The following is a 22,115-nucleotide window of genomic DNA, read 5'->3' on the forward strand; positions in this document are numbered from 1 at the left end:
GCCAACCCTCCTACCCCCGCCCGCCCTCCCTGTGAGGGTTTGCGGGCGCGGCTCTTTTCTCATAGCTACAGGCCCCCCCGCCCCGGGCGGGCCCCCGCGACCCCTCCGACGGGCCGGCCGGCCCGTGCCGCGGGCGTCCGCTCTGCGCACACCCGCGGCGGACCCGTGGCATCCTGGCCACGTCCGTGACGTCGAGGCCAGGAGACAGCAGATGAGCGCCGGTGCGGGCGGCCGCGGCAGGCCGTCGATCCTGGGGTCGATGGACGTCCCCGAGAGCATCCGCGCCCGCGTCCTGGTGACGCTCCGCGAGGCGATGGTGGCCGGCGAGCTCGAGCCCGGGGCCATCTACTCGGCCCCGGCCCTCGCCCAGCGGCTCGGTGTCTCGGCCACCCCGGTGCGCGAGGCGATGATGGAGCTCACCCGCGAAGGGCTGGTCGAGACGCTGCGGCACCGCGGCTACCGCGTCGTCGAGCTGGGCGACGTCGCGCTCGAGGAGATCCTGCAGATCCGCGAGCTCATCGAGGCGCCGACGGTGGCGCGCGTCGCGACCCTGGCGACCGCCGCCCAGGTGCGGGCCCTGCGCCCCCTCGCGGACCGCATCGACGCGACGGCGGCCGCCGGCGAGCTGCAGGAGTTCGTCGCGGCGGACACGGCGTTCCACACCGAGGTGCTCGCGCTCGCGGGGAACGAGCGGCTGGTCGAGGAGGTGCGCCGGCTGCGCGGCATGTCGCGGCTGCTCGGGCTGCAGGGCCTGCACGAGGAGGGCCGGCTCGTGGCCACGATCCGGGAGCACCACGAGCTGCTCGACCTGCTCGAGGCCGGCGACGCGGCGGGCGCGGAAGCGTGGATGCGGCGTCACCTGCAGCATGTGCGCGACGTCTGGTCGGGGCAGGGCACCGGCGCCGCGTCACGGTCGACGGCGGGCTCTGCCGACGGCGCCGCCGACGCCGGCTGACGCGGGTCCGCCCTGCTCACGACGCGGATGTCCCTTGCGCTGGCGCCGGGTGCAATTGTACGTTGCACGCCAATCGAGGCCTCCGACGTGGCGGGCCGGACGGGAGCAGGCGCGTGACTTCGCAGCAGTCCACGGTCGGGAAGCCGGCCACCAACCTCCGGGTGCTGGTCGGCAGCCTCTCCGGCAGCGCGATCGAGTGGTTCGACTTCTTCCTCTACGCCACCGCGGCGGCGCTCATCTTCGACAAGCAGTTCTTCCCGACGGACGACCCGGCGATCTCGCTGATGCTGTCGTACCTGTCGCTCTCGCTGACGTTCTTCATCCGCCCGTTCGGCGGGATCGTCTTCTCCCACATCGGCGACAAGATCGGGCGCAAGAAGACGCTGGTCATCACGCTCTCCCTCATGGGCGGCGCGACGATCGCGATCGGCCTGCTGCCCACGTACGCGCAGGTCGGCGTCCTCGCCCCGGTGCTGCTCATCCTCTGCCGCATCGTCCAGGGCCTCGCCATCGGCGGCGAGTGGGGCGGCGCGCTGCTGCTCGCCTACGAGTACGCGCCGAAGAACCGCCGCGGCTTCTTCGGCTCCGTGCCGCAGACCGGCGTCACGATCGGCATGCTGCTGTCGACGATCGCGTTCGCGCTCGTCAGCTCGCTGCCCACCGGGGCGTTCGAGTCCTGGGGCTGGCGCCTGCCGTTCATCGCCTCGGTGGTGCTGGTGTTCGTGGGCCTGTGGATCCGCAAGGGCCTCGCCGAGACCCCCGCCTTCCGTGAGGCCAAGGAGAGCGGCGACGTGGCCAAGCTCCCGATCAAGGACACGCTGCGCGACCACTGGCGCTCGGTGCTCGTCGCCGTCGGGGCCAAGGTCGTCGAGACCGGCCCGTTCTACATCTTCGCCACGTTCGTCGTGAGCTACGCGACCGGGACACTCGGCATGCAGCAGTCCGTGGTGCTCAACGCCGTGAGCGCCGCGGCGCTCGTCAGCACCCTCGCGATCCTCGCGATGGGCCGACTCTCCGACCGGCTGGGCCGTCCCGCGGTCTTCCTCGGCGGCACCGTGCTCATCGCCCTCTTCGCGGCGCCGTTCTTCCTGCTGCTCGACCTGCGCGTCGACTGGGCCGTCTACGCCGCTGTCGTCCTCGGCCTGGGCATCGTGTGGCCGCCCGTCACGGCGACCCTCGGCACGCTCATGTCCGAGACCTTCACCACCCGCGTCCGGTACACCGGCGTCACGCTCGGCTACCAGATCGGCGCCGCACTGGCCGGCGGCACCGCTCCCCTCCTGGCGACCTGGCTGCTCTCGCGGTTCGACGGTGCCTGGTGGCCGATCGCCGTCTACATGGTGGGCCTCGCGGTCGTCGCGCTCGTCGCGGTCTCCCTCTCGGGCCGGGTGGTGCGCCTCGAGCGGGCGCGAATCGCGGAGCGCGAGGCGCGCGAGGAGGTGGCCGCGTGACCGGCCTGCCGTTCGTCGACGCCGCAGAGGTGCGCCGCCGGGTCGCGCCCGACGACGCCCGCCGGCTGGTCGAGCGCGCGCTGGCCGACGGGTTCGACCCGGCCGACGACCCGGCACGGTCGTCGGTGTCCGCCGGCGGGGGTCACCTGCTGCTCATGCCGTCGGTGCTCGGCGACTGGGCCGGGGTGAAGATCGCGTCCGTGGCGCCGGACAACCCGGCGCGCGGCCTGCCCCGCATCCAGGCGACCTACCTGCTGCTCGACGCCGCCACGCTCACCCCGCGGCTGCAGATCGACGGGTCGGCGCTCACCGAGCTGCGGACGCCCGCGACCTCGGCGGTCGCGGCGGACCACCTCGCCGCGGCGGACGCGCGACGCCTGGTCGTCGTCGGCACCGGGCCGCAGGCCGTGGAGCACGCGGTGGCGATGGCGGCGGTCCGCGACCTCGACGACGTCGCGCTCGTCGGCCGCGACCCGGGGCGGCTGGCGGCGGCCGTCGAGGCGGTGGTCGCGCGCGGCCTGCCGGCCCGCGCGGGGAGCACGGCCGACGTCGCCGACGCCGACCTCGTGGTGTGCGCGACGTCGGCGGGCGAGCCGCTCTTCGACGGCGCCCTGGTGCGCGACGGCGCGTGCGTCGTGGCCATCGGCTCGCACGAACCCGACCGTCGCGAGCTCGACGCCGGGCTCATGGGGCGGGCGCTCGTGGTCGTCGAGGACCGTGCGACCGCGATGCGCGAGTGCGGCGACGTCGTCCTCGCCGTCCACGAGGGCGCCCTGCGTGTCGACGACCTCGTGCCGCTCGCCGACGTCGTGCGCGGCCACGCCCGGGCCACGGACCGGCCGAACGTCTTCAAGGGCTCCGGCATGTCGTGGCAGGACCTCGCCGTCGCGGTCGGCGTCGCGGAGACGGACGAGGCCTGAGCCGGCGGGCGGTGCTCAGCCGAGGCCGAAGAACGCCGCGGCCTCGGTGAGCACCGTGCCGGCGCGCTCGGTGCCGACGAACCCGTGCTCGGCGCCGGGCAGCTCGACCAGCCGGCAGGGCACGCCGTCTCGGCGGCAGGCGTCGGCGAGCTCCCGCGCCTCGGGGCGCAGCGAGTCCAGCTCTCCCACGGCCACCAGCGTGGGCGGCAGCCCGCGCGCGGAGCGCTGCAGGCGCGGCGCGTCGGTGGGCTCGACGCCGGTCCACGCGCGCATCGCGTACGTGGACAGCTCGCGGCCCGGGCCGCCCGGCAGGTCGTCGTCGTAGGTCTCGAGCGACAGGTCGAGGTTGGGGTTGGTGAGCAGCAGGCCGGCCAGGGGGTCCGCGGTGCGCGCGGCGGCGAGGACGGCGACGGCGCCGCCCGCGGAGTCGCCGTCGAGGTACAGACGGTCGAAGCCCTCGCCGGCGAGCAGGGCGAGCGCGGCCAGCGCGTCCACGACGGCGTCGTCGAGCCTCGCCTCCGGCGCGAGCCGGTAGTCGACGGCGAGCACGACGACGCCGAGCGCCTCGGCGGCCTGCCGGCACCAGCCGTCCTGCAGCTCGAGGTCGCCGAACAGCCCGTACCCGCCGTGCAGGAACACGGCCGCGGCGCCGGGGTGGCGGCGATCGGGCGTGTAGCGGCGCAGCGCGGGGCAGTCGTGCACCGTCGCCGAGTTCGTCACCACACCCGCGAACCGCCGCCGCGGGCGGGCGACGGCGCGCTCGTGGGCGCCGCGCCGGAGCGCCGCGATGTCGGGCGCACCGGCGGTGCCGGGATCCGCCGGGCCGGGGGTCACGGGGCGATCCGCAGCTCGGCCATGTCGACCACCTTGGAGTAGCCGAGCCGTTCGTACAGCGCGTTGGACACCGGGTTCTCCAGGTCGGTGAACAGGCAGACCCGGTTCCCCGCGTCCCGCAGCCGGGCCGACGCGTGCGCGACCAGCGCCCCCGCGTACCCCCGCCCGCGGTGCTCGGCCGGCGTGAAGACCGGTCCCAGCCGAGCGACGTCGAGCGCGGGGCCGACGTGGCCGACCAGCGACACCGGCGCGCCGCACACCTCCCACCACCAGAGCTTCCCCGCCCGGACCCGTCGCTCGACGGCGTCCCGGGGCGGCGGTGGGATCCGGGGCGGCCCGGTCCGGCCCGCCTGACGGTCGGCGTCGGTCACGAAGTCCGCGAACCAGCGGCAGGCCAGGTCGAGCTCGTCGGGCCGCACCGGCCGAGGCGCACCGGCGGGCGGGGACGGCGGCGGGGCGAGCGTGCCCAGCTCGAACAGCCGCGTCGGCCGCGCGACGGCGACATGACCACCTGTGCGCGCGGCGACCCGGTCGAGGAACGCGCGCGCCGGCTCCTGGGCGCCGTTCGTCGCCGTGACCACCTCGCCGCGATCCACGAGGAGGTCGGCCAGGGCCTGGGCGGTGGGCCGGTCGGCCACCAGGACGTGCGCCTGGTACGGCGGAACGGGCGCGGTCCGCATCGCGACGCCGACGACGGCGCCGTCGGCATCGTGCGCGACGGCGAACCAGCACGGGTGGCCCGGCCGGGGATCGCCGGTCGCGGCATGCGTCGCGAGCCGGCGGGCGGTGTTCGCCACGATCGTCGCCCGCACCGGGTCGGCGGCGAGCATGCCGCCGGCGTCGTCGAGGAAGGCCTGCGGGTCTTCCGTGAGCTGCCACACCGGGAGCTCACGCGCCCCAGGAGTCGGGTCGGCCATCCGCGCAGGGTAGCGCCTCGGCCGACCCGTCCCCGAGCCGGGTCAGGCGCGGAGCGTCCGCGCCACGAGCCGGGCGGCGATGCCGAGGAGCAGCAGCCCGAGGGCCAGCAGCGGCAGGGTGCCGCCACCGAACCCTGTCTCCGGGAGCTGGCCGCCGGGAGTCTCCGGCTGCTCCGGCGTGGTCGGGCGGGCCGTGTTCGTGAGCGTGACGGCGTTGAGCTCCTCGTCGTCCGTGTGGATCACCACCCAGCCGTCCGCGTCGGGCTCGAGCTCCTGGCCGTCGATCGCCCAGCGCGGCGGGGCCCAACTGCTGCCGTCGACGGCGGGCGGGTCGGCCTCGCGGATCTCGACGGTGGTGCCCAGCGGGACGTCGTCCGCCACGAACGGGTCGCCGAGCACGAGGTCGCCCTCCTGGACCGGGCCGTCGTCCACGCGGTACTCGACCGGGAAGGCCGTGCCGTCGGGCAGGTCGGCGCCCTCGACCAGCTTCTCCACCCGCAGCGTGGTGGTGGGGACGGCGGTGTTCGTCACGGTGAACGCCGTGGTGCCCGCGCCCTCGTCGATCGTGAGGCTGCTGCCCGGGGACCAGGTCGGGACGGCCCAGGCCCAGCCGTCGGGCAGCATCGCGTCGGAGGGCGGGTCCTCGGTGACGTGCAGCGTCGTCCCCACCGGGAACTCGCGGTCCGGGCCGACGGCGGACCCGTCGGCCGGCACGGTGAGCACGCCCTCGTCGGTGCTGCCGTCGGGCAGCGTGGCCGTCCACGGGACGGCGAACCCGTCGCCGCTCACGTCGCCCGGTTCGGCGCCCTCGAGGGCCTTCGAGACCTCGAACGTGCCGTGCTCCACCGTGGCGGAGTTGGTGACGGCGACCTCGGCGGTCTCGCCGTCGCCCACCGTGATCTCGCTCGGTGTGATCGTGGGCTCGCCCCAGTCCCAGCCGGGCAGGTCGGGCAGGTCCGCCTCGTCGAACGTGACGGTGGTGCCGGCGGGGAAGTCGAGCGGCTCGCCGTCGGCGTCCGTCGGGGCGACGGGCTCGCCGTCCGGGGCGACGGTGGTGGAGCCGCTGGTGGTGGTGCCGTCGACGTAGGTCGCCGTCCACCCCACCGTGAACTCCGTGCCCTCGGGCACGTCCTCGGCGTGCGGGCCGTCGAGCGTCTTCGCCAGCTCGAACGTGCCGGTCGCCACCTGCCCGACGTTGGACACCTCGAGCGCGACGGTCTCGTCACCCGTCAGCTCGATCGGGTAGAAGCCGTCCTCGTCCGGGTCGGTGAGCGGCTCCCCGTTCGCCGTGAGCACCGGGTCCTCCCACGTGATGCCGTCGTCGGCCGTCGGCGCGGGCTCGCGCACCCACACGGTGCTGCCGGCGGGGATGGGCTCGCCGTCGAGCAGCGTGTCGACCGTGACCGGGTCGCCGACGGCGATCTCCCGCTGCCGGCCCTCGCGCGGCCCGCCGGGCGGGTCGAACGTGTACTCGATCGAGAACTGCGGTTCCGGGTCGACCGGGGCGTCCAGGTCGAGCACCTTGACGACGCTGAACGACGCCGTTCCCGACTCCGGCACCAGCAGGTTCGCGAGATCGACGGTGACGGCCTCGCCGCCGCGCTCGATGGTGAACTCCTGACCGGGGCTCCACGTGGGGTCGCCCCAGTCGTAGCCGTCCGGCGCCGCGCCGGCGTCGATCTCCACGAGGCGGATCACGGTGCCCACCGGGAATGTCGTCGGCTCTCCCTCGTCGTCCACCGGGCCCCGCGGCTCGAAGGTGCCGTCCGGGCCTGCCACCAGCTCGATGGTGCCGGAGGCCGTGCCCACGCCACCCCCGGGGTACTCCGCCTCCCACCGGACCGTGACGGTGGTCCCCTCGGGCACCGTCGGCGAGTCCTCGGTGCCGTCCGACGCGGTCTTGGCGACCTCGAACGTGCCCTCGGTGCGCTCGGCCGTGTTCGTCACCGTCGCGGCGACGACGCCGTCGCCGTCGGCGGTGATGGTCACGGGGTTCGGGGCGACGGTCGGCGCCTCCCACTCCCAGCCGGGCACGTCGGCCGGCGTCTGCTCCTCGAACGTGATCATGGTGCCGACGGGGAACGTCTGCGTGGTGCCGTCCACTGCCGTCGGGCGCACGGGCGAGCCGTCCGCGGACAGTGCGAGCGTCCCGGACCCGAGCGCCTCGCCGTCGGGCGACGTGGCGGTCCAGTCGACCGGGAACGTCGTGCCCTCCGGCAGGTCCTCCGCGGCGATGCCGTCGAGCTCCTTGGACAGCTCGAACGTCCCGAGCGGCTCCCCGCACGGGACGGTGCCGGCGAACAGGAACGAGTGCACCTCGCCGCCCAGCAGGGTCACGTCCTGCCCGACGACCTGGCCGTCGAGGGGCGCCGCGTCCACGGTGACGTTCGCGTTCGGCGCGAAGATCGACCCGTCGATGCGCTCCCCGGTGTGCGCGACGGTCACGTCACCCGTGACCGCGGACAGGTCCCACAGGATGTACGGGGAGTACTGGCCCTGCGGGTCGACGCGGAGGCCGTGCACGTCGGTGGTGCCCGCGGGCACCCGGATGATCAGCGGGTTCGCCCGCCCGGGCGTGGGGCTCCCCGCCGAGAACTGGAGCAGGCTCGCGCCCGCGACGTCCTCGTACGCGACCACGTTGGGCCGGTCGGCCGCGAGCGGCGAGAGCACCTTGCGGTCGCCGTCGTCCTCCGCGACGGTCACGTGGTGGGCGTGCTGGCCGTCGGGATCGGTGATCGTCGCCAGGCACTCGGTGGTGTCGTCGAGGCTGGCGTCCTGGTTCGCCTGCACGTACCCCGCGACGACGTCCTGCGTGTCGCCGGTCTGCTCGGTGAAGATCGACGTGTTGCTGCCCGTCGGGGGCTCCGCGTCGCCTGGGTAGGTCTGCGCCGTCGCGTCGATGAGCGGGGGGTTGGAACCCTGCTCCGACTCGCGCACCCAACCCTCGCCCCGGGCCGACGTGTCGTACGGCCCGAGGTCGCGGTCCACCGTCTTGAGGGTGCCGACGTTCTCGGGCGTGGTCGCGCCGCGGCTCGTGATGTTGACCTGCCCGACGTTGCGCGACTCGTCCGGGTCGAACCGGCCGATGAGGAGGCGCGTCGGGTCGCCGTCGACGGTGGGGATCGTGTAGTCGGCGGTGCCCGCGGCCACGTGGATCACGGCCCACTGTGCCACCGTCGTGTCGGTGAGGTTCCGCCCGGCGGCCAGCGAGCCCTCGAGCTCCTGGTTGCCGACGATCGCGTCGCGCTGCGCGTACACGGTGAACCCGCCGGACGAGGAGAACGGGTTGACGTCCCCGTCCGCCGCGGCGGACGCGGGCGGTGCCGTCGCCGTCTGGGCCCCGAGGCCCACCAGCCCGCCCAGCGCGAGCGCGGCGGCCAGCAGGCCGCTCGTCGTCCTGCGCCCGACCGCCGTGCTCGTCCTTCGCATGTGTCGCCCCCGAGACATCACAGACATCGCGTACCTCGCGACACTCTAGGGACCGGCGACCCGGGGCGCAGGATGGTCGCGCTCCCACGTTTCGGGGCTCGTTGAACGGCCGACGAACGCTCGGCGAACATCGTCCGCGACCGTCTCGGACGGCCTCCGGCCTGGCCATACTTCCGCTTGTGCACGACGAGATCACCCGCCTGGCCCGCCACGTCGCCCCCCGCCGGACGGCACGCGTCGCGTCGGTCGCGGCGCTGGCGCAGCCGGTGCTGGTGGTGGGTTCCACGCTGCCCGTCGGGCAGCTCGAGGTGATCTTCCGGCGTCCGGAGGTGGGCTCGGTCGCGGTGCAGGACGACGCCGCACCCGCCCGCACGGGCATCGTCACGCGGGCCGGCCTCACGGCGGCGCTCACCGGACGCCTCGGCTACGGGCGCGCGGTCCTGGAGCGCCGCCCCACCGGGGCCGTCGCGGACTGGTCGCCCCTCGTCGTCGAGCCCGGCACGGCACTGGCGGACGTCGCGACGCTCGCGATGGCCCGCACCGCGGACCGACGGTACGACGACGTCCTGGTGGGCGGGCCGTCGGGCTGGGGCGCGGCGAGCACCGCCGACGTGATGCGCGCCGTCGTCGCCGAGCTGGCCGAGCGCTCCACCCACGACCCGTTGACCCGCCTGCCGGGGCGCGCCGCCACCTGGTACGCACTGCGGCACCGCTGCGCGCTCGTGCGCGGCGGTGCGACCCGTGTGGTGCTGGTGCTGCTCGACGTGCGGGACATGGCGCGGCTCAACGCCGACCACGGGCAGGACGCCGGCGACGCGGTGCTCGCGGCGCTCGCGGCGCGGATCGGGGCGGCGCTGCCCGCCGGCTGCGAGGTGGGTCGCGTGGAGGGCGACGGCTTCGCCGTCCTGGCGACGTTGCCGGCGATGGACGACATCCAGGCGGCGGCGTCCGCGGACGCCCTGCGGCAGCACCTGCTGGCGCAGGTCGCCGTGCCGTCAGGCGGGCCGGAGGGCGGGCTCGACGGCGTGGCGTGGCCGGCGCTGCACTCGGCCGCCGCGTGGTCGGTGGCAGGTGCCGCCGACACGGACCAGCTCGTGGCCCAGGCGGAGCGGCGCCTGCGGCGGGAGCGCCGCGCGGCCACGCTGGTCTGACGATCGCCCAGGACGACTCCTCCCAGGACGACGCCTCGGCTGCGGCCCCCGGACAGCAAAGAGCCCGCGGGCCGGAGGTCGAACCTCCAGCCGTGCTGGACGAGGGCACGGCACCCGCGGGATCCGGTGGTCGCGAGGAACTCGCTACCCGTCCCGTGCGCCGAACGGTCCGACGAATGATCAGGTCGTCAGGCCGACAGCGCGAAACGCTCAAGGGCGCACGCGACTAGCGCGCGACCACCTCATGGGTCCGAAGAGTCTTCACTTCTCCGATCACCTCCTTTCTCATGTGCCGACGACGCTACGCCCGCCCGGCGAGGGAGGCCAAGGGTTTTCCTCAGGGTGAACTCCGCAGCGCGATCCGACCGGGATCAGGCTCGCCGCAGGTGCGCCCACTCGCCCGGGTAGTCGTCGAGCCACTGGGCGAGCGAGCGCGCGGGCCGGCCGACGAGCCGGCCGACGTCGTCGGAGACGTGCGCCAGCTCGCCCGCGGCGATGGCGGTGTACGACGTGACCCAACCGTCGAGCTCGAACGGCTCCGCCCCGTACCCGGCCCGGGAGACGTACGCCTCCTCCTCGGTCTCGGGGTGGTAGGAGAGGTCGCGGCCGGCGGCGCGGCCGAGCGTGGCCGCGACCTCGTCGAGGGTGAGCGCCTGCGGCCCGGTGACCTCGTAGACGGCGCCGTCGTGCCGGGCGGGCCGCTCGTCGAGGATGACGGCGGTGGCGACGTCCGCCACGTCGTCGTGCGACACGGCCGCCACGCGCCCGTCCGCCGCCGGACCGCGGATCACACCGTCGTGCCCGACGAACGTGCTCAACGCATGGAAGTAGAGGTTGTCGCGCAGCACCGTCCAGCGCAGCCCGGTGCGCGCGGCGACCCCGGCCAGGTGCTGCTCGGTGTGCCAGTGGTCGCGGGCGAACGTGAAGACGGCGTCGGGCCCGGCGCCCGCGAACGACGTGTAGACGAGCCGCTCGACGCCGGCCGCCGCCGCGGTGTCGATCATCGCGGTGTGCTGCGCGACGCGGTCGGGCGCCTCGCGCACGCTCACCAGGAACACGGTGCGCACGCCCTCGAAGGCGGCCCGCATCGCGGTGGTGTCGCGGTAGCCGTCGGCGACGGCGACCTCGCACTCCGGCAGCGCCCGCCCGTCCGACAGCCGCGGGGCGCGCGCCGGGTCGCGCACGACCAGCCGCTGCCGCGCCCCCTCCGCCGCGAGCCGGAACGCCAGTCGTGACCCGAGCCGCCCGCTCGCGCCGGTCACGGCGATCAGCCCGTCCGCCGCCCATCTCGCCATGCCTCACGGTAGGCACGGATCGGAGGCCGGGCTCGGCGAGAGGCGAGAATGGGCCCGTGACCGCCACCCCGTACCGCGTGATGACCGTCTGCACCGGCAACATCTGCCGCTCCCCCATGGCCGAGATCGTGCTGCGCGACCGCCTCGAGGCCGCCGGGCTCGGCGACCGCGTGGTCGTGGACTCCTCGGGCGTGAGCGACGAGGAGCACGGCAACCCGGTGGACGGCCGCGCGCGCCGCACGCTGGCCGCGCACGGCTACCCGACGGGCGACGGCCACCGCGCCCGCCAGGTCAGCTCCGCGGACCTCGCCGACCACGACCTGGTCCTGCCCATGACCGCCCAGCACGCCCGCCGCCTGCGCCGCCTCGCCGACGGTGCAGCGGGCTCCGCAGGCCTCGCCGAGATCCGGTTGTACCGGTCGTTCGATCCCGACGCCCCCGTCGTCGAGCCGGGCGGCGACGAGCACCTCCTGGACGTCGACGACCCCTGGTACGGCGACGAGTCCGGCTTCGAGACCACGCTGGCGGAGGTCGAGGCCGCCGCCGACGGGATCGTCGACCACGTGCGGGCGCGTCTCAGCGCGTGGTCGACTGACCGAACGGCGACGTCTCGCTGATCTTCAGGCGTCGGAACGCGTCGACGAGCCACGACTCCGCGGCGTCGAGCCGTCGTCGGCGCTGCCACAGCAGGTCGACGGACACGATCCAGTCCGTGTGCGGGTACGCCTCCAGGGCGAGCTCGACGAGCCGCCCGCTGCGCAGCTCCTCGCGCACCAGGAGGCGCGGGAGCGTCGCCCAGCCCACGCCCGACCGGGCCAGCGAGATGAGCGCCTCGTAGGAGTCGGCGGTCCAGGTCTGCACGGACTGCAGGTACTCGCTGGTGGGCAGGGCGCGCGCGTGGGCGTCGTACGCGATACGGCGGTGGGCGCGGAGGTCGTCGAACGAGGGCCGCGCGATCTGCGCCAACGGGTGATCGCGGTGCGCGATGTGCGCCATGATCACCTTGCCGAGCTGGTGGAACGCCAGGGTCTCGTCGTAGTCCGGGACGGCGAACGCGACGCCCACGCTCGCCTCGCCGCGCAGCACGGCCGCGGCGGCGTCGCCCTGCGCGGGGTTGCGCAGGCGCACGTCGGTGTGCGGGAAGCGGGCGGCGAACGCGGTCAGGACCGGCTGGATCAGGGCGTGCGGGGCGGCGACGGCGAGGGTGACGCTGGTCGGGACCCCCTCGGCCAGGGCGTCCCCGTGCCGCTCGAACGACACGCTGCGGTCGTACAGCGCCTGGGCCTCCAGCAGCATCGCCTCGCCCGCCGCGGTGAGGGACGGGCGGCGGGTCGAGCGGTCGAACAGCTCCGTGTCGAGCGCGATCTCGAGGTTCGCGATCGCGACGCTCACCGTCGACTGGGAACGCTGCATCGCGCGAGCGGCCGCGGAGAACGAGCCGTGCCGGGCGACGAGGACGAACGCCTCCACCTGGTCGATCGAGAATCTCACGCGCGCAAACTATCGGATCTGTCGATAGAAACTCAGTTCTGCCATCGAAAGGTGCGCCCGTAGTCTCCCGGTCACTGGCAACGAGGCCCATCCCGCCCGAGCAACGACGCCCGGGTCACGAGGAGAGGAGAGCCCCATGACTGTGCAGCTCCGTCCGGGGCGGTTGAACCGCTCGACCGCCACCGGGAACGACCGCCCGACCGACCCCGTCGACGAGATCCTCCCGGCACGGTCGATGATCACGCTCGGCCTGCAGCACGTGCTCGTCATCTACGCCGGCGTGGTGGCCGTGCCGCTCGTGCTGTCCGGCGCCCTCGGGCTGACGTCGTCCCAGACCGTCACCCTCATCAACGCGAACCTGCTGCTCGGGGGCCTCGCGACCCTGGTCCAGACCCTCGGGTTCTGGCGCTTCGGCGCGCGGCTGCCGCTGATCCAGGGCGCGTCGTTCATCGCCCTGTCGCCCATGCTGCTCATCGGCACCGAGTACGGGATGACGGCCGTCGTCGGCTCGTGCCTCGTCGCGGGCGCGCTGGCGATCTGCCTGGCGCCGGTCTTCTCGCGCCTGCTGCGGTACTTCCCCCGCGTCGTGATCGGCTGCCTGATCACGGTGGTGGGGATCTCGCTGATGCCCGCCGCGGCCGGGTGGCTCGGCGGGGGCGAGGGGGCCGACGACTTCGGCGCGCCCCGCCACCTGCTGGTCGGGCTGCTGACGATCGTCGTCACGCTCGTCGTGTACGTGCGGTTCAAGGGCCTGCTGTCCGCCCTCGCGGTGCTCGTCGGTCTCCTCGTCGGGACGGTCGTGGCCGTCGCCGCCGGCATGAGCGACTTCTCCGGCGTCGGCGACGCGGCGTGGTTCGGCGTCTCCGCGCCGCTCGCGTTCGGCGTCCCGACCTTCGAGCCCGTGCCGATCCTCGTCATGACCCTCGCGATGGTCGTCATCATGGCCGAGACCACCGGCAACACCCTCGCCATCGGGCGCATGGTGGGCCGGGAGATCACCCCCCGCCGGCTCGGCGACGCCTTCCGCGCCGAGGGGCTGTCCACCATGGTCTCGAGCCTGGCCAACGGGTTCCCGCTCAACGCCTTCAGCCAGAACACGGGGCTGATCGCGATGACCAGGGTCCGCAGCCGCTACGTCGTGGCCGTCGCGGGCGTCATCCTCGTCGTCCTGGGCCTCGTCCCCAAGCTCGGCGCGGTGATCGCGGCCGTGCCGCCGGCGGTGCTGGGCGGCGGGGCGATCGTGATGTTCGGGATGACCACGGCCGCAGGCATCCAGGAGCTCGCGCAGGTGCGGTACCAGGACACGCCGAACTCGCTCATCGTCGCGATCTCCATCAGCGTCGGCGTCCTCCCGATGGCGATGCCGAAGCTGCTGGCCGACGTCCAGGGCCCGCTGCGGATGGTGCTCGAGAGCGGCATCTTCCTCTGCGCGATCGTCGCCGTGCTCATGAACGCCCTGCTCAACCGCCGTGGCGCGGACGACCCGCCCGCCGAGGCGGCGCCGTCCACGGACCCTGCCACCGACCCTGCCACCGGCTCTGCCGCCCGCCCCGTCCCCACCCCGAGGAGCGCCTGATGACCGACCTGCCGACCGACACCGACCTCTCCCTGCTGCGCGAGGCGATCGCGCTCTCCGCCGACGCGAAGGCGCGAGGACGCCACCCGTTCGCCGCGCTGGTCGCCACCGCCGACGGGCGGGTCGTGTCCCGCCGGGGGAACAACTCGATGCCGCCGGAGGGCGACCCCACCCAGCACGCCGAGCTCACGGCCGCGGCGGAGGCGGCCCGGGCGCTCTCGCCCGAGGAGCTGGCGGGCGCCACCCTCTACACCAGCGCGGAACCGTGCGTCATGTGCACCGGCGCCGTGTACTGGTGCGGCATCGGCCGCGTCGTCTACGCGCTCTCCGAGACGCGGCTGCTCGACCTCACCGGCGACGACCCGGAGAACCCGACCTTCGCCCTGCCGTGCCGCGATGTCGTCGCGCACGGGCAGCGGGAGATCGAGATCGTCGGCCCGCTCCTCGAGGACGAGGCCGCGGCCCCGCACGTCGGGTTCTGGACGCGCCGGTCGGACGCCGGGGCGGCCTGACCGGCCGCCGTCGTCGCACCGCCGTGGCCCGTCCGGGAATCCCGGGGCGGGCCACGGCCTCGCGGTGGAAGGATCGCCCCATGACGACACCGCCTGCCCCCCTCACCGTCCGCCGTGCCCGGGAGGACGAGTGGCGCGAGACCCGCGACCTGCGCCTGGCGGCGCTCCAGGACCCGGCGGCCCCGGTGGCGTTCCTCGAGACGCACGAGGTCGCGGCCGCGCGGCCGGACGCGTTCTGGCAGGAGCGGGCGCGCGGCAACGCGACGAGCGACGCGGTGGCGGCGTTCGTCGCCGTCGACGCCGCCGGGCGCTGGGTCGGCACGACGACCGGCCTGGTCGAGGAGCCGGGCGCGACCGACGTCCTGGGCGGGCCGGTCACGCAGCGGCAGGTGCACCTGGTGGGCGTGTTCGTGCGGCCCGAGCACCGCGGCGCCGGCCTGCTGGCGCGGCTGTTCGACGGCGCCCAGGACTGGGCGCGGAGCCGCGGCGTCGAGCGGGCGCGACTGTGCGTGCACGTCGACAACCCGCGCGCTCAGGCCGCCTACCGCAAGCTCGGGTTCACGCCGTCGGGCGAACGCTTCGTCCTCGATCAGGGCGAGGAGGTCGAGCTGGTGCGGGCGCTGTGACCGCCCGCCGCGTCGGGCGGCCGCGGCCGAACGTGCGGCGCCACCAGGCGGCCACGCCGTGCGGTTCCGGCTCGGCCGTCGGCGACACGGCGGGCACGTAGGCGCCGACCCAGCGGGAGATCTCGCGCCAGACGACGTCCCGGACGGCGGGGGCGGAGAGCGTGACGTCGTGCATGGCGCCGTCGATGCGCACCAGCGTGACGAGGCTGCCCAGCGCGGGCACCCGGCGCGCGACGCCGCCCACCTCGAGCACCGAGTCGGTGGTCATCATCTCGGGGCTCCACCGCACGGGCGCCGTCGAGCGGGCGGACAGCAGCACCAGCACCGGGATGTCGATACCGAGCCCCCGGGACACGCGCTCCTGCCCCTGGAAGATCGCGGACAGCCACGCCGGGGTCGTGCGCCAGCCCATGTCGGGCCGCCAGGCCGGGTCGATGTCCCATGCGCCGTCGAACCGCCGCGAGACGCTGCGGGTGTAGAACCCGAGGTCCACGTTCACCAGGTGGCTGCGCGGCGCGAGCGCGGCCTGGGCGCGCAGGCCCGGCTCCAGCATCCAGCGGCCCACGCTGCGGGTCTGGAACTCGAGCCACGGGCTGTTGAGCACCAGCGCGTCCGCGCGGCCCGGACGGTGCGACACCCACAGGCTGAGCACCAGCCCGCCCGTCGAGTGGCCCATGAGCACCAGTCGACGGCCCGACGACGACTTCGGGCCGTGGCCGAGCACGGCCAGCGCGGCCTCGATGTCCTCGTCGTACGTCGCCAGCGCGGTGACGAAGCCCGGCGTCTGGTGCTCGCGCAGGCTGCGGCCGTACTTGCGCAGGTCGAGGGCGTAGAACCGCGCGCCCTGCCGCTCCCAGAACGCCGCGAGGTGGGTCTGGAAGAAGTAGTCCACCCAGCCGTGCACGTACAGGACGTCGATGCCGGCGTCCCGCCCGGGCGTCGCGACGCCCGGGTCGACGGCCCTCCGTACCAGCGTCGCGACGACGTCGCCCTCGAAGTCCGGCTCCAGCGGCAGGGTCAGCCGCTCGAAGCCGGGCAGCGCGTCGGGCTCCCACGCGCTGCTCGTGCCGGCCTGCTCCACGACCCGAAGGTATGGAACTCGGCACGCCCGCGCGACCGGGCCGTGCCGGACGACCGGCTACACCACGAGCCAGAGCAGCCAGGTGAAGACCAGTCCGAGGACGGCGATGATCGTCTCCATCACCGTCCAGGTCTTCAGCGTCTGGCCGACGGTCATGCCGAAGTACTCCTTGACCAGCCAGAACCCGGCGTCGTTGACGTGCGACAGGATGAGCGAGCCCGCGCCGATGGCCAGCACGAGGAGCGCGAGGTGCGTCGGCGTCAGGCCTGTGGCGAGCGGCGCGACGATGCCCGACGCGGTGACGATCGCGACCGTCGCGGACCCGGTCGCGATCCGCACCAGCACGGCGATCAGCCAGCCGAGCAGCAGGATGGACAGGCTCATCGCGACGGCGGCCTTGCCGATGGCGATGCCCGTGCCGCCCTCGACCAGCACGGCCTTGAAGCCGCCGCCGGCACCGACGATCATCGTGGCGCTCGCGATGGGCTTGAGGCTCTCCGTCATCTTCGAGCCGAGGGTGCCGAGCGAGAACCCGACGCTGGTGCCGAACGTGATCATCGCGAGCAGGACGGCGATGAGCAGCGCCACCAGCGGCTCGCCGATGAACGACACGAACGGGAAGAACCACGAGTCCGGGCTGGCCCAGACCTCGACGCCCGCGCGCACCAGCATGAGGATCACCGGGCTGAGGATGGTCACCAGGGTGAGCACGAAGGTGGGGTTGCGGGTCTTGACCGTGCCCGGCTCTCCGGAGCCGCCCGCCTCCTCGGCGACGATGCCCCCGCCACCGCCCTGCGCGCCGATCGGCACCAGCTTCGCGGCGAACCGGCCCCACACCGGGCCGGCGATGATCACGGTGGGCACGGCGATGAGCAGACCGAGCGCCATGGTGATGCCGACGTCGGCGCCGAGGTTGCCGATGGCGGCCAGCGGCCCGGGGTGCGGCGGCACGAAGCCGTGCAGCACCGACAGCCCGGCCAGCGCCGGCATGGCCAGCAGCATCGCCGGCAGGCCCGAGCGCCGGACGGCCAGCATGATCACCGGGATCAGGAGGACGAGCCCGACCTCGAAGAACATCGGGATGCCGATGAGGAACGCGATGAGCGCCATGCGCCACGGCAGGCTCCCGGTGCTGCCGCGGAAGATCTTGTCGACGATCTCGTCCGCTCCCCCGGAGTCGGCGAGCAGCTTGCCGAGCATGGCGCCCAGCACCACCAGCACGCCGACGGTGCCCAGCACGTCCCCGACGCCGGTCTCGAACACCCCGGCGACGTCGCCGAGCGGGATGCCGGACCCGATCGCCACGAACAGCGACCCGATGGTCAGGGCCAGGAATCCGTGCATCTTGAGCATCGTGATGAGGAGCACCACCACGGCGATGCCGATGGCGGTGACCACCAGCACCTGCGTGTCGTGCTCCGACCACGGCTGGTTGATCAGCTCGAGCGTGTCGTCGTCGTCCCCCGCGGCCTGCAGCAGTGCGTGCATCGGGTTCCTCCTGTCTCAGCGGGTGCCGCTCCCGGTGCGTCGCAGCGCGCGGCCGGGGAGGGCGTCGGTGCGTGCGCCGTCGTCGATGACGGCGACGCCGTCGACCAGGACCAGGTCGATGCCCCTCGCCTGCTGGCGCGGGTCCTCGAAGGTGGCGGTGTCCTGGACGGTGTCGGGGTCGAGCAGCACGAGGTCGGCGGCGTGGCCGCGGCGGACGAGGCCGCGGTCGACCAGCCTCAGCCGCGCCGCGGGGCGGCCCGTGAGGTGGTGCACGCAGTCCTCGAGCGTGAGGACGCCGAGCTCGCGCACGTACCGCGCGAGGTAGCGCGGGAACGTGCCCCACGCGCGCGGGTGCGGGCGGCCGCCCACGAGGATCGCGTCCGAGCCGCCGGTGTGGGTGCGGTGCCGCATGATCGCGCGCACGTTCTCCTCGTGGCCCACGTGCTGCAGGATCGTCGTGCCGAGCCGGTCGGCGATCAGCTGCTCCACGAACACGTCGCCCGGCGCGCGGCCCTCGTCGCGGGCGATCGCCTCCACGGTGCGGCCCACGCGGTCGGCCAGCGCGGGGTTCTGCACGCCGCTGATCTCGATGGTGTCCCACTCCGCGACGCAGCCGTGGCAGCCGTCGGTGCCGACGTGCTCCAGCTCGTACAGGATGCGACCGCGGTCCGCGGGGTCGGCCAGCCGCGCGAGCAGCGCGTCCGTGCCGCCCGAGAACGACCAGCTCGGCAGGATCGCGCTGAGCGTCGTCGAGCCCGGCAGGTAGGGGTACGTGTCGAGCGTGATGTCGACGCCGTCACCCAGCGCCGCGTCGATCAGGGCGAGCAGCTCGCCCGCGCGGCCCTTGTTGGGGGCGAAGTTCATCGTCGCGTGCGTGAGGTGCAGCGCGCAGCCCGTGTCGCGGGCCAGGTCGATCATCTCGGCGTACGCCTCGAGCGCGCCCTTGCCGTACGACCGGTGGTGGGGGCTGTAGTAGCCGTCGTGCGCGGCGACGACGCGCAGCAGCGCTGCGAGCTCGTCGTCGTCGGCGTACATGCCCGGCGTGTACGTGAGGCCGCTGCTCATGCCCAGCGCGCCCTCCCGCATCCCCTGGGCGAGCAGCTCGCCCATCCGGGCGACCTCCGCGGGCGTCGCCGGGCGCTCGTCCGGCCCGACGACGAGGTGCCGCAGCGTGCCCTGCGGCACCAGGTAGGCGGCGTGGCACGCGATCCCGCGGTCCAGTCGGTCGAGGTAGCCGGCCACGGACTCCCAGTCCCAGGCGAAGCCCGGCGGGTCGTCGTTCCAGCCCGCGATCTGGGCGCGGACGGCGGTGCGCGTGCGCTCGTCCACGGGCGCGAAGGACAGGCCGTCCTGGCCCAGCACCTCCAGCGTGACGCCCTGGCTCACCTTCGCCGTGTGGTCCGGGTTCGCGAGGATCTGCACGTCGGAGTGCGCGTGCATGTCGATGAAGCCGGGCGTCAGCGCGCGGCCCCCGGCGTCCACCGTGCGGTGCGCGCCCGCCGCACGGGCGTCGGAGCGGCGGTCGTCGACGGCCGTGATGCGCCCGTCGGCCACGGCGACGTCGGCGACGACGCCCGGTGCGCCCGTGCCGTCGAGCACCAGCGCGTCGCGGATCAGCAGGTCGGCGGCCATGCCCCTGCCCCTCAGAACCAGGTCCGGACGAGGTCGACGACGACCGGGTCGGCCGCGTCGGCGTCGTCCACCACCGGCACGAGCGTCCACTTGTCCATCGCCGTGCAGGGGTGCGACAGGCCCAGCCGCAGCTCGTCGCCGATGCGCAGGTCGACGTCGGCCGTGGCGTCCCAGCGCAGGAAGCCGTGCTGGTCGTTGAGGGCGGTGACCTGGACGCCGGTCACCGGGTCCGGCGCATCGCCGTCCGTGCGCGGGCGGCGCAGCTGTACCTCGGGCAGTCCCTCGTCGAACGGCAGGTCGCGCTTGCCGGCGTCGAACAGCGCGAGGCCCGGCTCGGGCTGCGAGCTCACGCGCACCCACCCGTGCATCGCGCTGCGGAACCCCGGCCCTCCGCTGCGCGGCTCCTCGCCCAGCGGGGAGATGTGCCGGTAGAAGCCGTCGTCGTGCACGACGTAGGCACCGCTGCGCAGGACCACGCGCGCGCCCGCCGCGACCAGCGGCGCCATGACCTCGTCGACGACGTCGAAGTACGCGCTGCCGCCCGCCGTCACGACGGGCACCTCCACCTCGTAGCGGCCGTCGGCCGCGAGGCGCTCGTGCACCTCGACCATGTCGCGCAGGTAGCCGCGCACCACGTCCCGGCTGTGGGCGTCGGAGTCGTGCGCCAGCGCGCCCTCGTACCCGCCGACGCCGGCCAGGCGCAGGTGCGGGGACGCGACCACGCGCTCCGCCGCCGCCAGCGCCGTGTCCAGGTCGCGGGCGCCCGTGCGGCCGCCGGCGCCGCCGCGCTCGACGAGCACGTCGATCGGCGGGCGCGAGCCCGAGGCCTCGACGTGCGCCGCCAGCGCGTCGTGCATGAGGTCCACCGTGACCGGCGAGTCCGCCCAGACCAGCACCCGCAGGTCCCGGTCGGCGGCCAGCTCGTCCGTGATCCAGCGCAGCGCGAGCGGCGAGATCACGGTGTTCGCGACCATCACGCGGCTCACGCCGAACTCGAGGGCCACGCCCAGCTGGAACGGGTTCGCGACCGTGATCGCCCACGCCCCGGCGTCGACCTGCTCGGCCCACAGCTGCGGCGCCATCGTCGTCTTGCCGTGCGGGGCGAGGTCGAGGCCACGCTCCGCGCACCAGTCGGCCATCACGCGCAGGTTGGTGTCGAGCGCGGACCGGGACAGCGTGAGCAGCGGGGTCGGCAGCTGCGACAGGCGGGGACGGCGCTCGCGGACCTCCGCGACGGTCAGCCCCCACAGCTCGGGCGGGATCGCCTTGTGCCGCCAGCCGACGCGCTCGACCTCCCGGGCGGCCACCTTCTCGCGGTCGATCCGACAGGTCTCCTCGGCTCCGGTACCGTCCATCGTCAGGCCCTCCTCGTTCCCCCGTCGACGGTGCGACGATGCCGCACCCGCCGCTGAAATGCACGCCGGGTCCAGAGTGGCCGTACCACCCCCGAAAGGACGAGCACATGGCTGAGCAGACCTCGAAGACCGCGATCTCCACCGACCAGGCCCCCGCCCCGGCCCACACGTTCCACCAGGGCGTGCGGGTCGGCAACCTGCTGCAGGTCTCCGGGCAGGGCCCCGTGGACCCGGCGACCAACGAGTACCTCTACCCGGGCGACGTCGCCGCGCAGACGACGCGCACGCTGCAGAACGTCGAGGCGATCGTCAAGGCCGGCGGCGGCACGATGGCTGACGTCGTCATGCTGCGCGTCTACCTCACGACCCGCGACGACTTCGGCGCCATGAACGACGCGTACGGCGCGTTCCTCACCGAGCGGCTCGGCCCGGACGCCGTGCTGCCGTCGCGCACCACCGTCATGGTCGGCCTGCCCCGCGAGGAGATGCTCGTCGAGATCGACGCGCTCGCCTACGTGGAGTGAGCCTCGGCCGGGCGGGCGAGGTCCGGCGCGGGCAGGAACGTCACCGGCACCTCCGGCACGACGTCGCGCAGCCAGTCGGCGAAGAACGCCATCCCCGCCTGCTCGGCCGGCACGTGCCCGGCCACGACCAGCCCCTTCGGCGCGCCCCGGCCGGTCGTGCCGAGGTGCGCGGCGTCCAGCGCGTACGACTGGGTCTCCCACTCGTGGGCCTCCCCCACGACGACGGCGTCCACGTCGGCGCGGCGCAGCAGCGCGCGGTTGCGCGCGAAACCGCGGAACCCCAGGTCCAGGCCCACGCGGCGCACCCGCTGGTCGGGGTCGCCCACGAAGCGGGCCGTCCGCGAGCCGAGCGCCGTCGCGACGTGCGCGGCCAGCTCCCCCAGCGTCGCCGGGGCGACGTCGCACACCGACGCGCCCTCGGCGGCGGGGTCGAGCGACCAGCCCAGCGCGCGGGCCGCGCCCTCGTCGACGCCGTCCGGGCGCCGGTCGTGCCAGGCGTCGTGCGCGCGCCACAGGACCAGGCCGTGCTCGGCCACGAACGCGCGCTTGGCGGCGAGCACGGGATCGCCCTCCACCTCCAGGTCGGGCACCGAGGCCCCCGTGTGGTCGTAGTCGGGCGGCTCGTGCGTGACGACCACGTTCGCGCCCGCCGCGACGGCGCGCTCCAGCACCTCGAGCGTGGCCAGCGTCGTCACGGCGACGCCGCGCACCACCGTGCCGGGGTCGCCGGCCACCAGGCCGTCGACCGTCGTCGGCCGCCGCGTCACGGCCAGGGCCGCGGCCGCGCGGGAGACCAGGCACGCGGCGGTGAGGGTCGGGTCGTGGGGCGTCGTCACGGCGCCACGGTAACCGCCGGCGCCGACGCGCTCGTGCCCGGC

At 74.6% G+C, this 22,115-nt stretch carries 19 protein-coding genes; 9 read left to right on the forward strand and 10 right to left on the reverse strand.

What is annotated here, in order from left to right; translation table 11 throughout:
* The first annotated feature begins 211 nt into the window (after window positions 1-211).
* From ACFWEK_RS02670 to ACFWEK_RS02680, 3 genes are all read left to right on the forward strand, one after another.
* Window positions 212-955: a GntR family transcriptional regulator gene (locus tag ACFWEK_RS02670; protein ID WP_430552999.1), complete on the forward strand. Its 744-nt coding sequence runs from the start codon at window positions 212-214 to the stop codon at window positions 953-955.
* Between the two features lie 113 nt (window positions 956-1,068).
* Window positions 1,069-2,406, forward strand: coding sequence for an MFS transporter (locus ACFWEK_RS02675; protein ID WP_430553000.1), 1,338 nt, complete (start codon window positions 1,069-1,071; stop codon window positions 2,404-2,406).
* Entirely contained in the window at window positions 2,403-3,326 is a 924-nt protein-coding gene (locus tag ACFWEK_RS02680) for an ornithine cyclodeaminase family protein (protein ID WP_430553001.1), read from the forward strand. The genes ACFWEK_RS02675 and ACFWEK_RS02680 overlap by 4 nt, the downstream gene beginning before the upstream one ends.
* Before the next feature lie 15 nt (window positions 3,327-3,341).
* Here the strand turns inward: ACFWEK_RS02680 and ACFWEK_RS02685 are convergent, their stop codons facing one another.
* From ACFWEK_RS02685 to ACFWEK_RS02695, 3 genes are read right to left on the reverse strand one after another with little or no spacing between them, the layout of a single operon-like run.
* Entirely contained in the window at window positions 3,342-4,160 is an 819-nt protein-coding gene (locus ACFWEK_RS02685) for an alpha/beta hydrolase fold domain-containing protein (RefSeq protein WP_430553002.1), read from the reverse strand.
* Window positions 4,157-5,077 carry a GNAT family N-acetyltransferase gene (locus ACFWEK_RS02690; RefSeq protein WP_430553003.1) on the reverse strand — a complete coding sequence of 307 codons (921 nt, stop codon included), beginning with the start codon at window positions 5,075-5,077 and terminating at the stop codon, window positions 4,157-4,159. Before ACFWEK_RS02690 ends, ACFWEK_RS02685 begins: the two co-directional genes overlap by 4 nt.
* A 42-nt stretch (window positions 5,078-5,119) precedes the next feature.
* A complete protein-coding gene (locus tag ACFWEK_RS02695) occupies window positions 5,120-8,506 on the reverse strand; it encodes a DUF5979 domain-containing protein (RefSeq protein WP_430553004.1) in 3,387 nt (1,128 codons plus the stop codon).
* A gap of 179 nt (window positions 8,507-8,685) precedes the next feature.
* On the opposite strand from ACFWEK_RS02695, the gene ACFWEK_RS02700 reads away from it, so the two are divergent.
* Entirely contained in the window at window positions 8,686-9,657 is a 972-nt protein-coding gene (locus ACFWEK_RS02700) for a diguanylate cyclase domain-containing protein (RefSeq protein ID WP_430553005.1), read from the forward strand.
* A gap of 371 nt (window positions 9,658-10,028) precedes the next feature.
* Here the strand turns inward: ACFWEK_RS02700 and ACFWEK_RS02705 are convergent, their stop codons facing one another.
* Entirely contained in the window at window positions 10,029-10,952 is a 924-nt protein-coding gene (locus ACFWEK_RS02705) for an SDR family oxidoreductase (protein ID WP_430544877.1), read from the reverse strand.
* A gap of 80 nt (window positions 10,953-11,032) precedes the next feature.
* On the opposite strand from ACFWEK_RS02705, the gene ACFWEK_RS02710 reads away from it, so the two are divergent.
* A complete protein-coding gene (locus ACFWEK_RS02710; protein WP_430545088.1) occupies window positions 11,033-11,569 on the forward strand; it encodes a low molecular weight protein-tyrosine-phosphatase in 537 nt (178 codons plus the stop codon).
* Here ACFWEK_RS02710 and ACFWEK_RS02715 read toward each other — a convergent pair.
* Window positions 11,529-12,443, reverse strand: a complete 915-nt coding sequence (locus tag ACFWEK_RS02715) for a LysR family transcriptional regulator (protein WP_430544878.1) — start codon at window positions 12,441-12,443, stop codon at window positions 11,529-11,531. The two genes, ACFWEK_RS02710 and ACFWEK_RS02715, sit on opposite strands and share 41 nt — an antisense overlap.
* 136 nt (window positions 12,444-12,579) lie before the next feature.
* Here ACFWEK_RS02715 and ACFWEK_RS02720 point away from each other — a divergent pair, with 136 nt between their 5' ends.
* The 3 genes from ACFWEK_RS02720 to ACFWEK_RS02730 all read left to right on the forward strand — a co-directional run bounded on the left by ACFWEK_RS02720 (window position 12,580) and on the right by ACFWEK_RS02730 (window position 15,157).
* Window positions 12,580-14,019 carry a nucleobase:cation symporter-2 family protein gene (locus ACFWEK_RS02720; protein WP_430553006.1) on the forward strand — a complete coding sequence of 480 codons (1,440 nt, stop codon included), beginning with the start codon at window positions 12,580-12,582 and terminating at the stop codon, window positions 14,017-14,019.
* Window positions 14,019-14,531 carry a nucleoside deaminase gene (locus tag ACFWEK_RS02725; RefSeq protein WP_430544880.1) on the forward strand — a complete coding sequence of 171 codons (513 nt, stop codon included), beginning with the start codon at window positions 14,019-14,021 and terminating at the stop codon, window positions 14,529-14,531. The genes ACFWEK_RS02720 and ACFWEK_RS02725 overlap by 1 nt, the downstream gene beginning before the upstream one ends.
* Before the next feature lie 80 nt (window positions 14,532-14,611).
* Entirely contained in the window at window positions 14,612-15,157 is a 546-nt protein-coding gene (locus tag ACFWEK_RS02730; protein ID WP_430544881.1) for a GNAT family N-acetyltransferase, read from the forward strand.
* Here ACFWEK_RS02730 and ACFWEK_RS02735 read toward each other — a convergent pair.
* From ACFWEK_RS02735 to ACFWEK_RS02750, 4 genes are read right to left on the reverse strand one after another with little or no spacing between them, the layout of a single operon-like run.
* Window positions 15,090-16,238, reverse strand: coding sequence for an alpha/beta hydrolase (locus ACFWEK_RS02735; RefSeq protein WP_430544882.1), 1,149 nt, complete (start codon window positions 16,236-16,238; stop codon window positions 15,090-15,092). The genes ACFWEK_RS02730 and ACFWEK_RS02735 overlap by 68 nt on opposite strands.
* Before the next feature lie 57 nt (window positions 16,239-16,295).
* Entirely contained in the window at window positions 16,296-17,726 is a 1,431-nt protein-coding gene (locus ACFWEK_RS02740) for a gluconate:H+ symporter (protein WP_430553007.1), read from the reverse strand.
* Between the two features lie 15 nt (window positions 17,727-17,741).
* Window positions 17,742-19,358 carry an amidohydrolase family protein gene (locus tag ACFWEK_RS02745; protein ID WP_430553008.1) on the reverse strand — a complete coding sequence of 539 codons (1,617 nt, stop codon included), beginning with the start codon at window positions 19,356-19,358 and terminating at the stop codon, window positions 17,742-17,744.
* An 11-nt stretch (window positions 19,359-19,369) separates the two neighbouring features.
* The gene (locus ACFWEK_RS02750) at window positions 19,370-20,713 is read right to left on the reverse strand and encodes an amino acid deaminase (RefSeq protein ID WP_430553009.1); all 1,344 of its coding nucleotides are present in this window, start codon (window positions 20,711-20,713) and stop codon (window positions 19,370-19,372) included.
* Window positions 20,714-20,820: 107 nt separating this feature from the next.
* On the opposite strand from ACFWEK_RS02750, the gene ACFWEK_RS02755 reads away from it, so the two are divergent.
* Complete coding sequence (locus ACFWEK_RS02755; protein WP_430544886.1) at window positions 20,821-21,237, forward strand: RidA family protein; 417 nt, start codon at window positions 20,821-20,823, stop codon at window positions 21,235-21,237.
* Here the strand turns inward: ACFWEK_RS02755 and ACFWEK_RS02760 are convergent.
* Entirely contained in the window at window positions 21,225-22,073 is an 849-nt protein-coding gene (locus ACFWEK_RS02760; protein WP_430553010.1) for a Nif3-like dinuclear metal center hexameric protein, read from the reverse strand. The genes ACFWEK_RS02755 and ACFWEK_RS02760 overlap by 13 nt on opposite strands.
* Window positions 22,074-22,115 lie beyond the last annotated feature (42 nt).

Origin of the sequence: Isoptericola sp. NPDC060257, from assembly GCF_042726645.1 — a bacterium.
In the GTDB taxonomy this organism is placed as follows: domain Bacteria; phylum Actinomycetota; class Actinomycetes; order Actinomycetales; family Cellulomonadaceae; genus Isoptericola; species Isoptericola nanjingensis.

Coding starts and splice junctions, on each gene's coding strand:
- ACFWEK_RS02710 (WP_430545088.1), top strand. CDS start 11,033: ATGACCGTCTGCACCGGCAACATCTGCCGCTCCCCCATGGCCGAGATC.
- ACFWEK_RS02720 (WP_430553006.1), top strand. CDS start 12,580: ATGACTGTGCAGCTCCGTCCGGGGCGGTTGAACCGCTCGACCGCCACC.
- ACFWEK_RS02705 (WP_430544877.1), bottom strand. CDS start 10,952: ATGGCGAGATGGGCGGCGGACGGGCTGATCGCCGTGACCGGCGCGAGC.
- ACFWEK_RS02730 (WP_430544881.1), top strand. CDS start 14,612: ATGACGACACCGCCTGCCCCCCTCACCGTCCGCCGTGCCCGGGAGGAC.
- ACFWEK_RS02750 (WP_430553009.1), bottom strand. CDS start 20,713: ATGGACGGTACCGGAGCCGAGGAGACCTGTCGGATCGACCGCGAGAAG.
- ACFWEK_RS02755 (WP_430544886.1), top strand. CDS start 20,821: ATGGCTGAGCAGACCTCGAAGACCGCGATCTCCACCGACCAGGCCCCC.
- ACFWEK_RS02695 (WP_430553004.1), bottom strand. CDS start 8,506: ATGCGAAGGACGAGCACGGCGGTCGGGCGCAGGACGACGAGCGGCCTG.
- ACFWEK_RS02745 (WP_430553008.1), bottom strand. CDS start 19,358: ATGGCCGCCGACCTGCTGATCCGCGACGCGCTGGTGCTCGACGGCACG.
- ACFWEK_RS02690 (WP_430553003.1), bottom strand. CDS start 5,077: ATGGCCGACCCGACTCCTGGGGCGCGTGAGCTCCCGGTGTGGCAGCTC.
- ACFWEK_RS02740 (WP_430553007.1), bottom strand. CDS start 17,726: ATGCACGCACTGCTGCAGGCCGCGGGGGACGACGACGACACGCTCGAG.
- ACFWEK_RS02670 (WP_430552999.1), top strand. CDS start 212: ATGAGCGCCGGTGCGGGCGGCCGCGGCAGGCCGTCGATCCTGGGGTCG.
- ACFWEK_RS02725 (WP_430544880.1), top strand. CDS start 14,019: ATGACCGACCTGCCGACCGACACCGACCTCTCCCTGCTGCGCGAGGCG.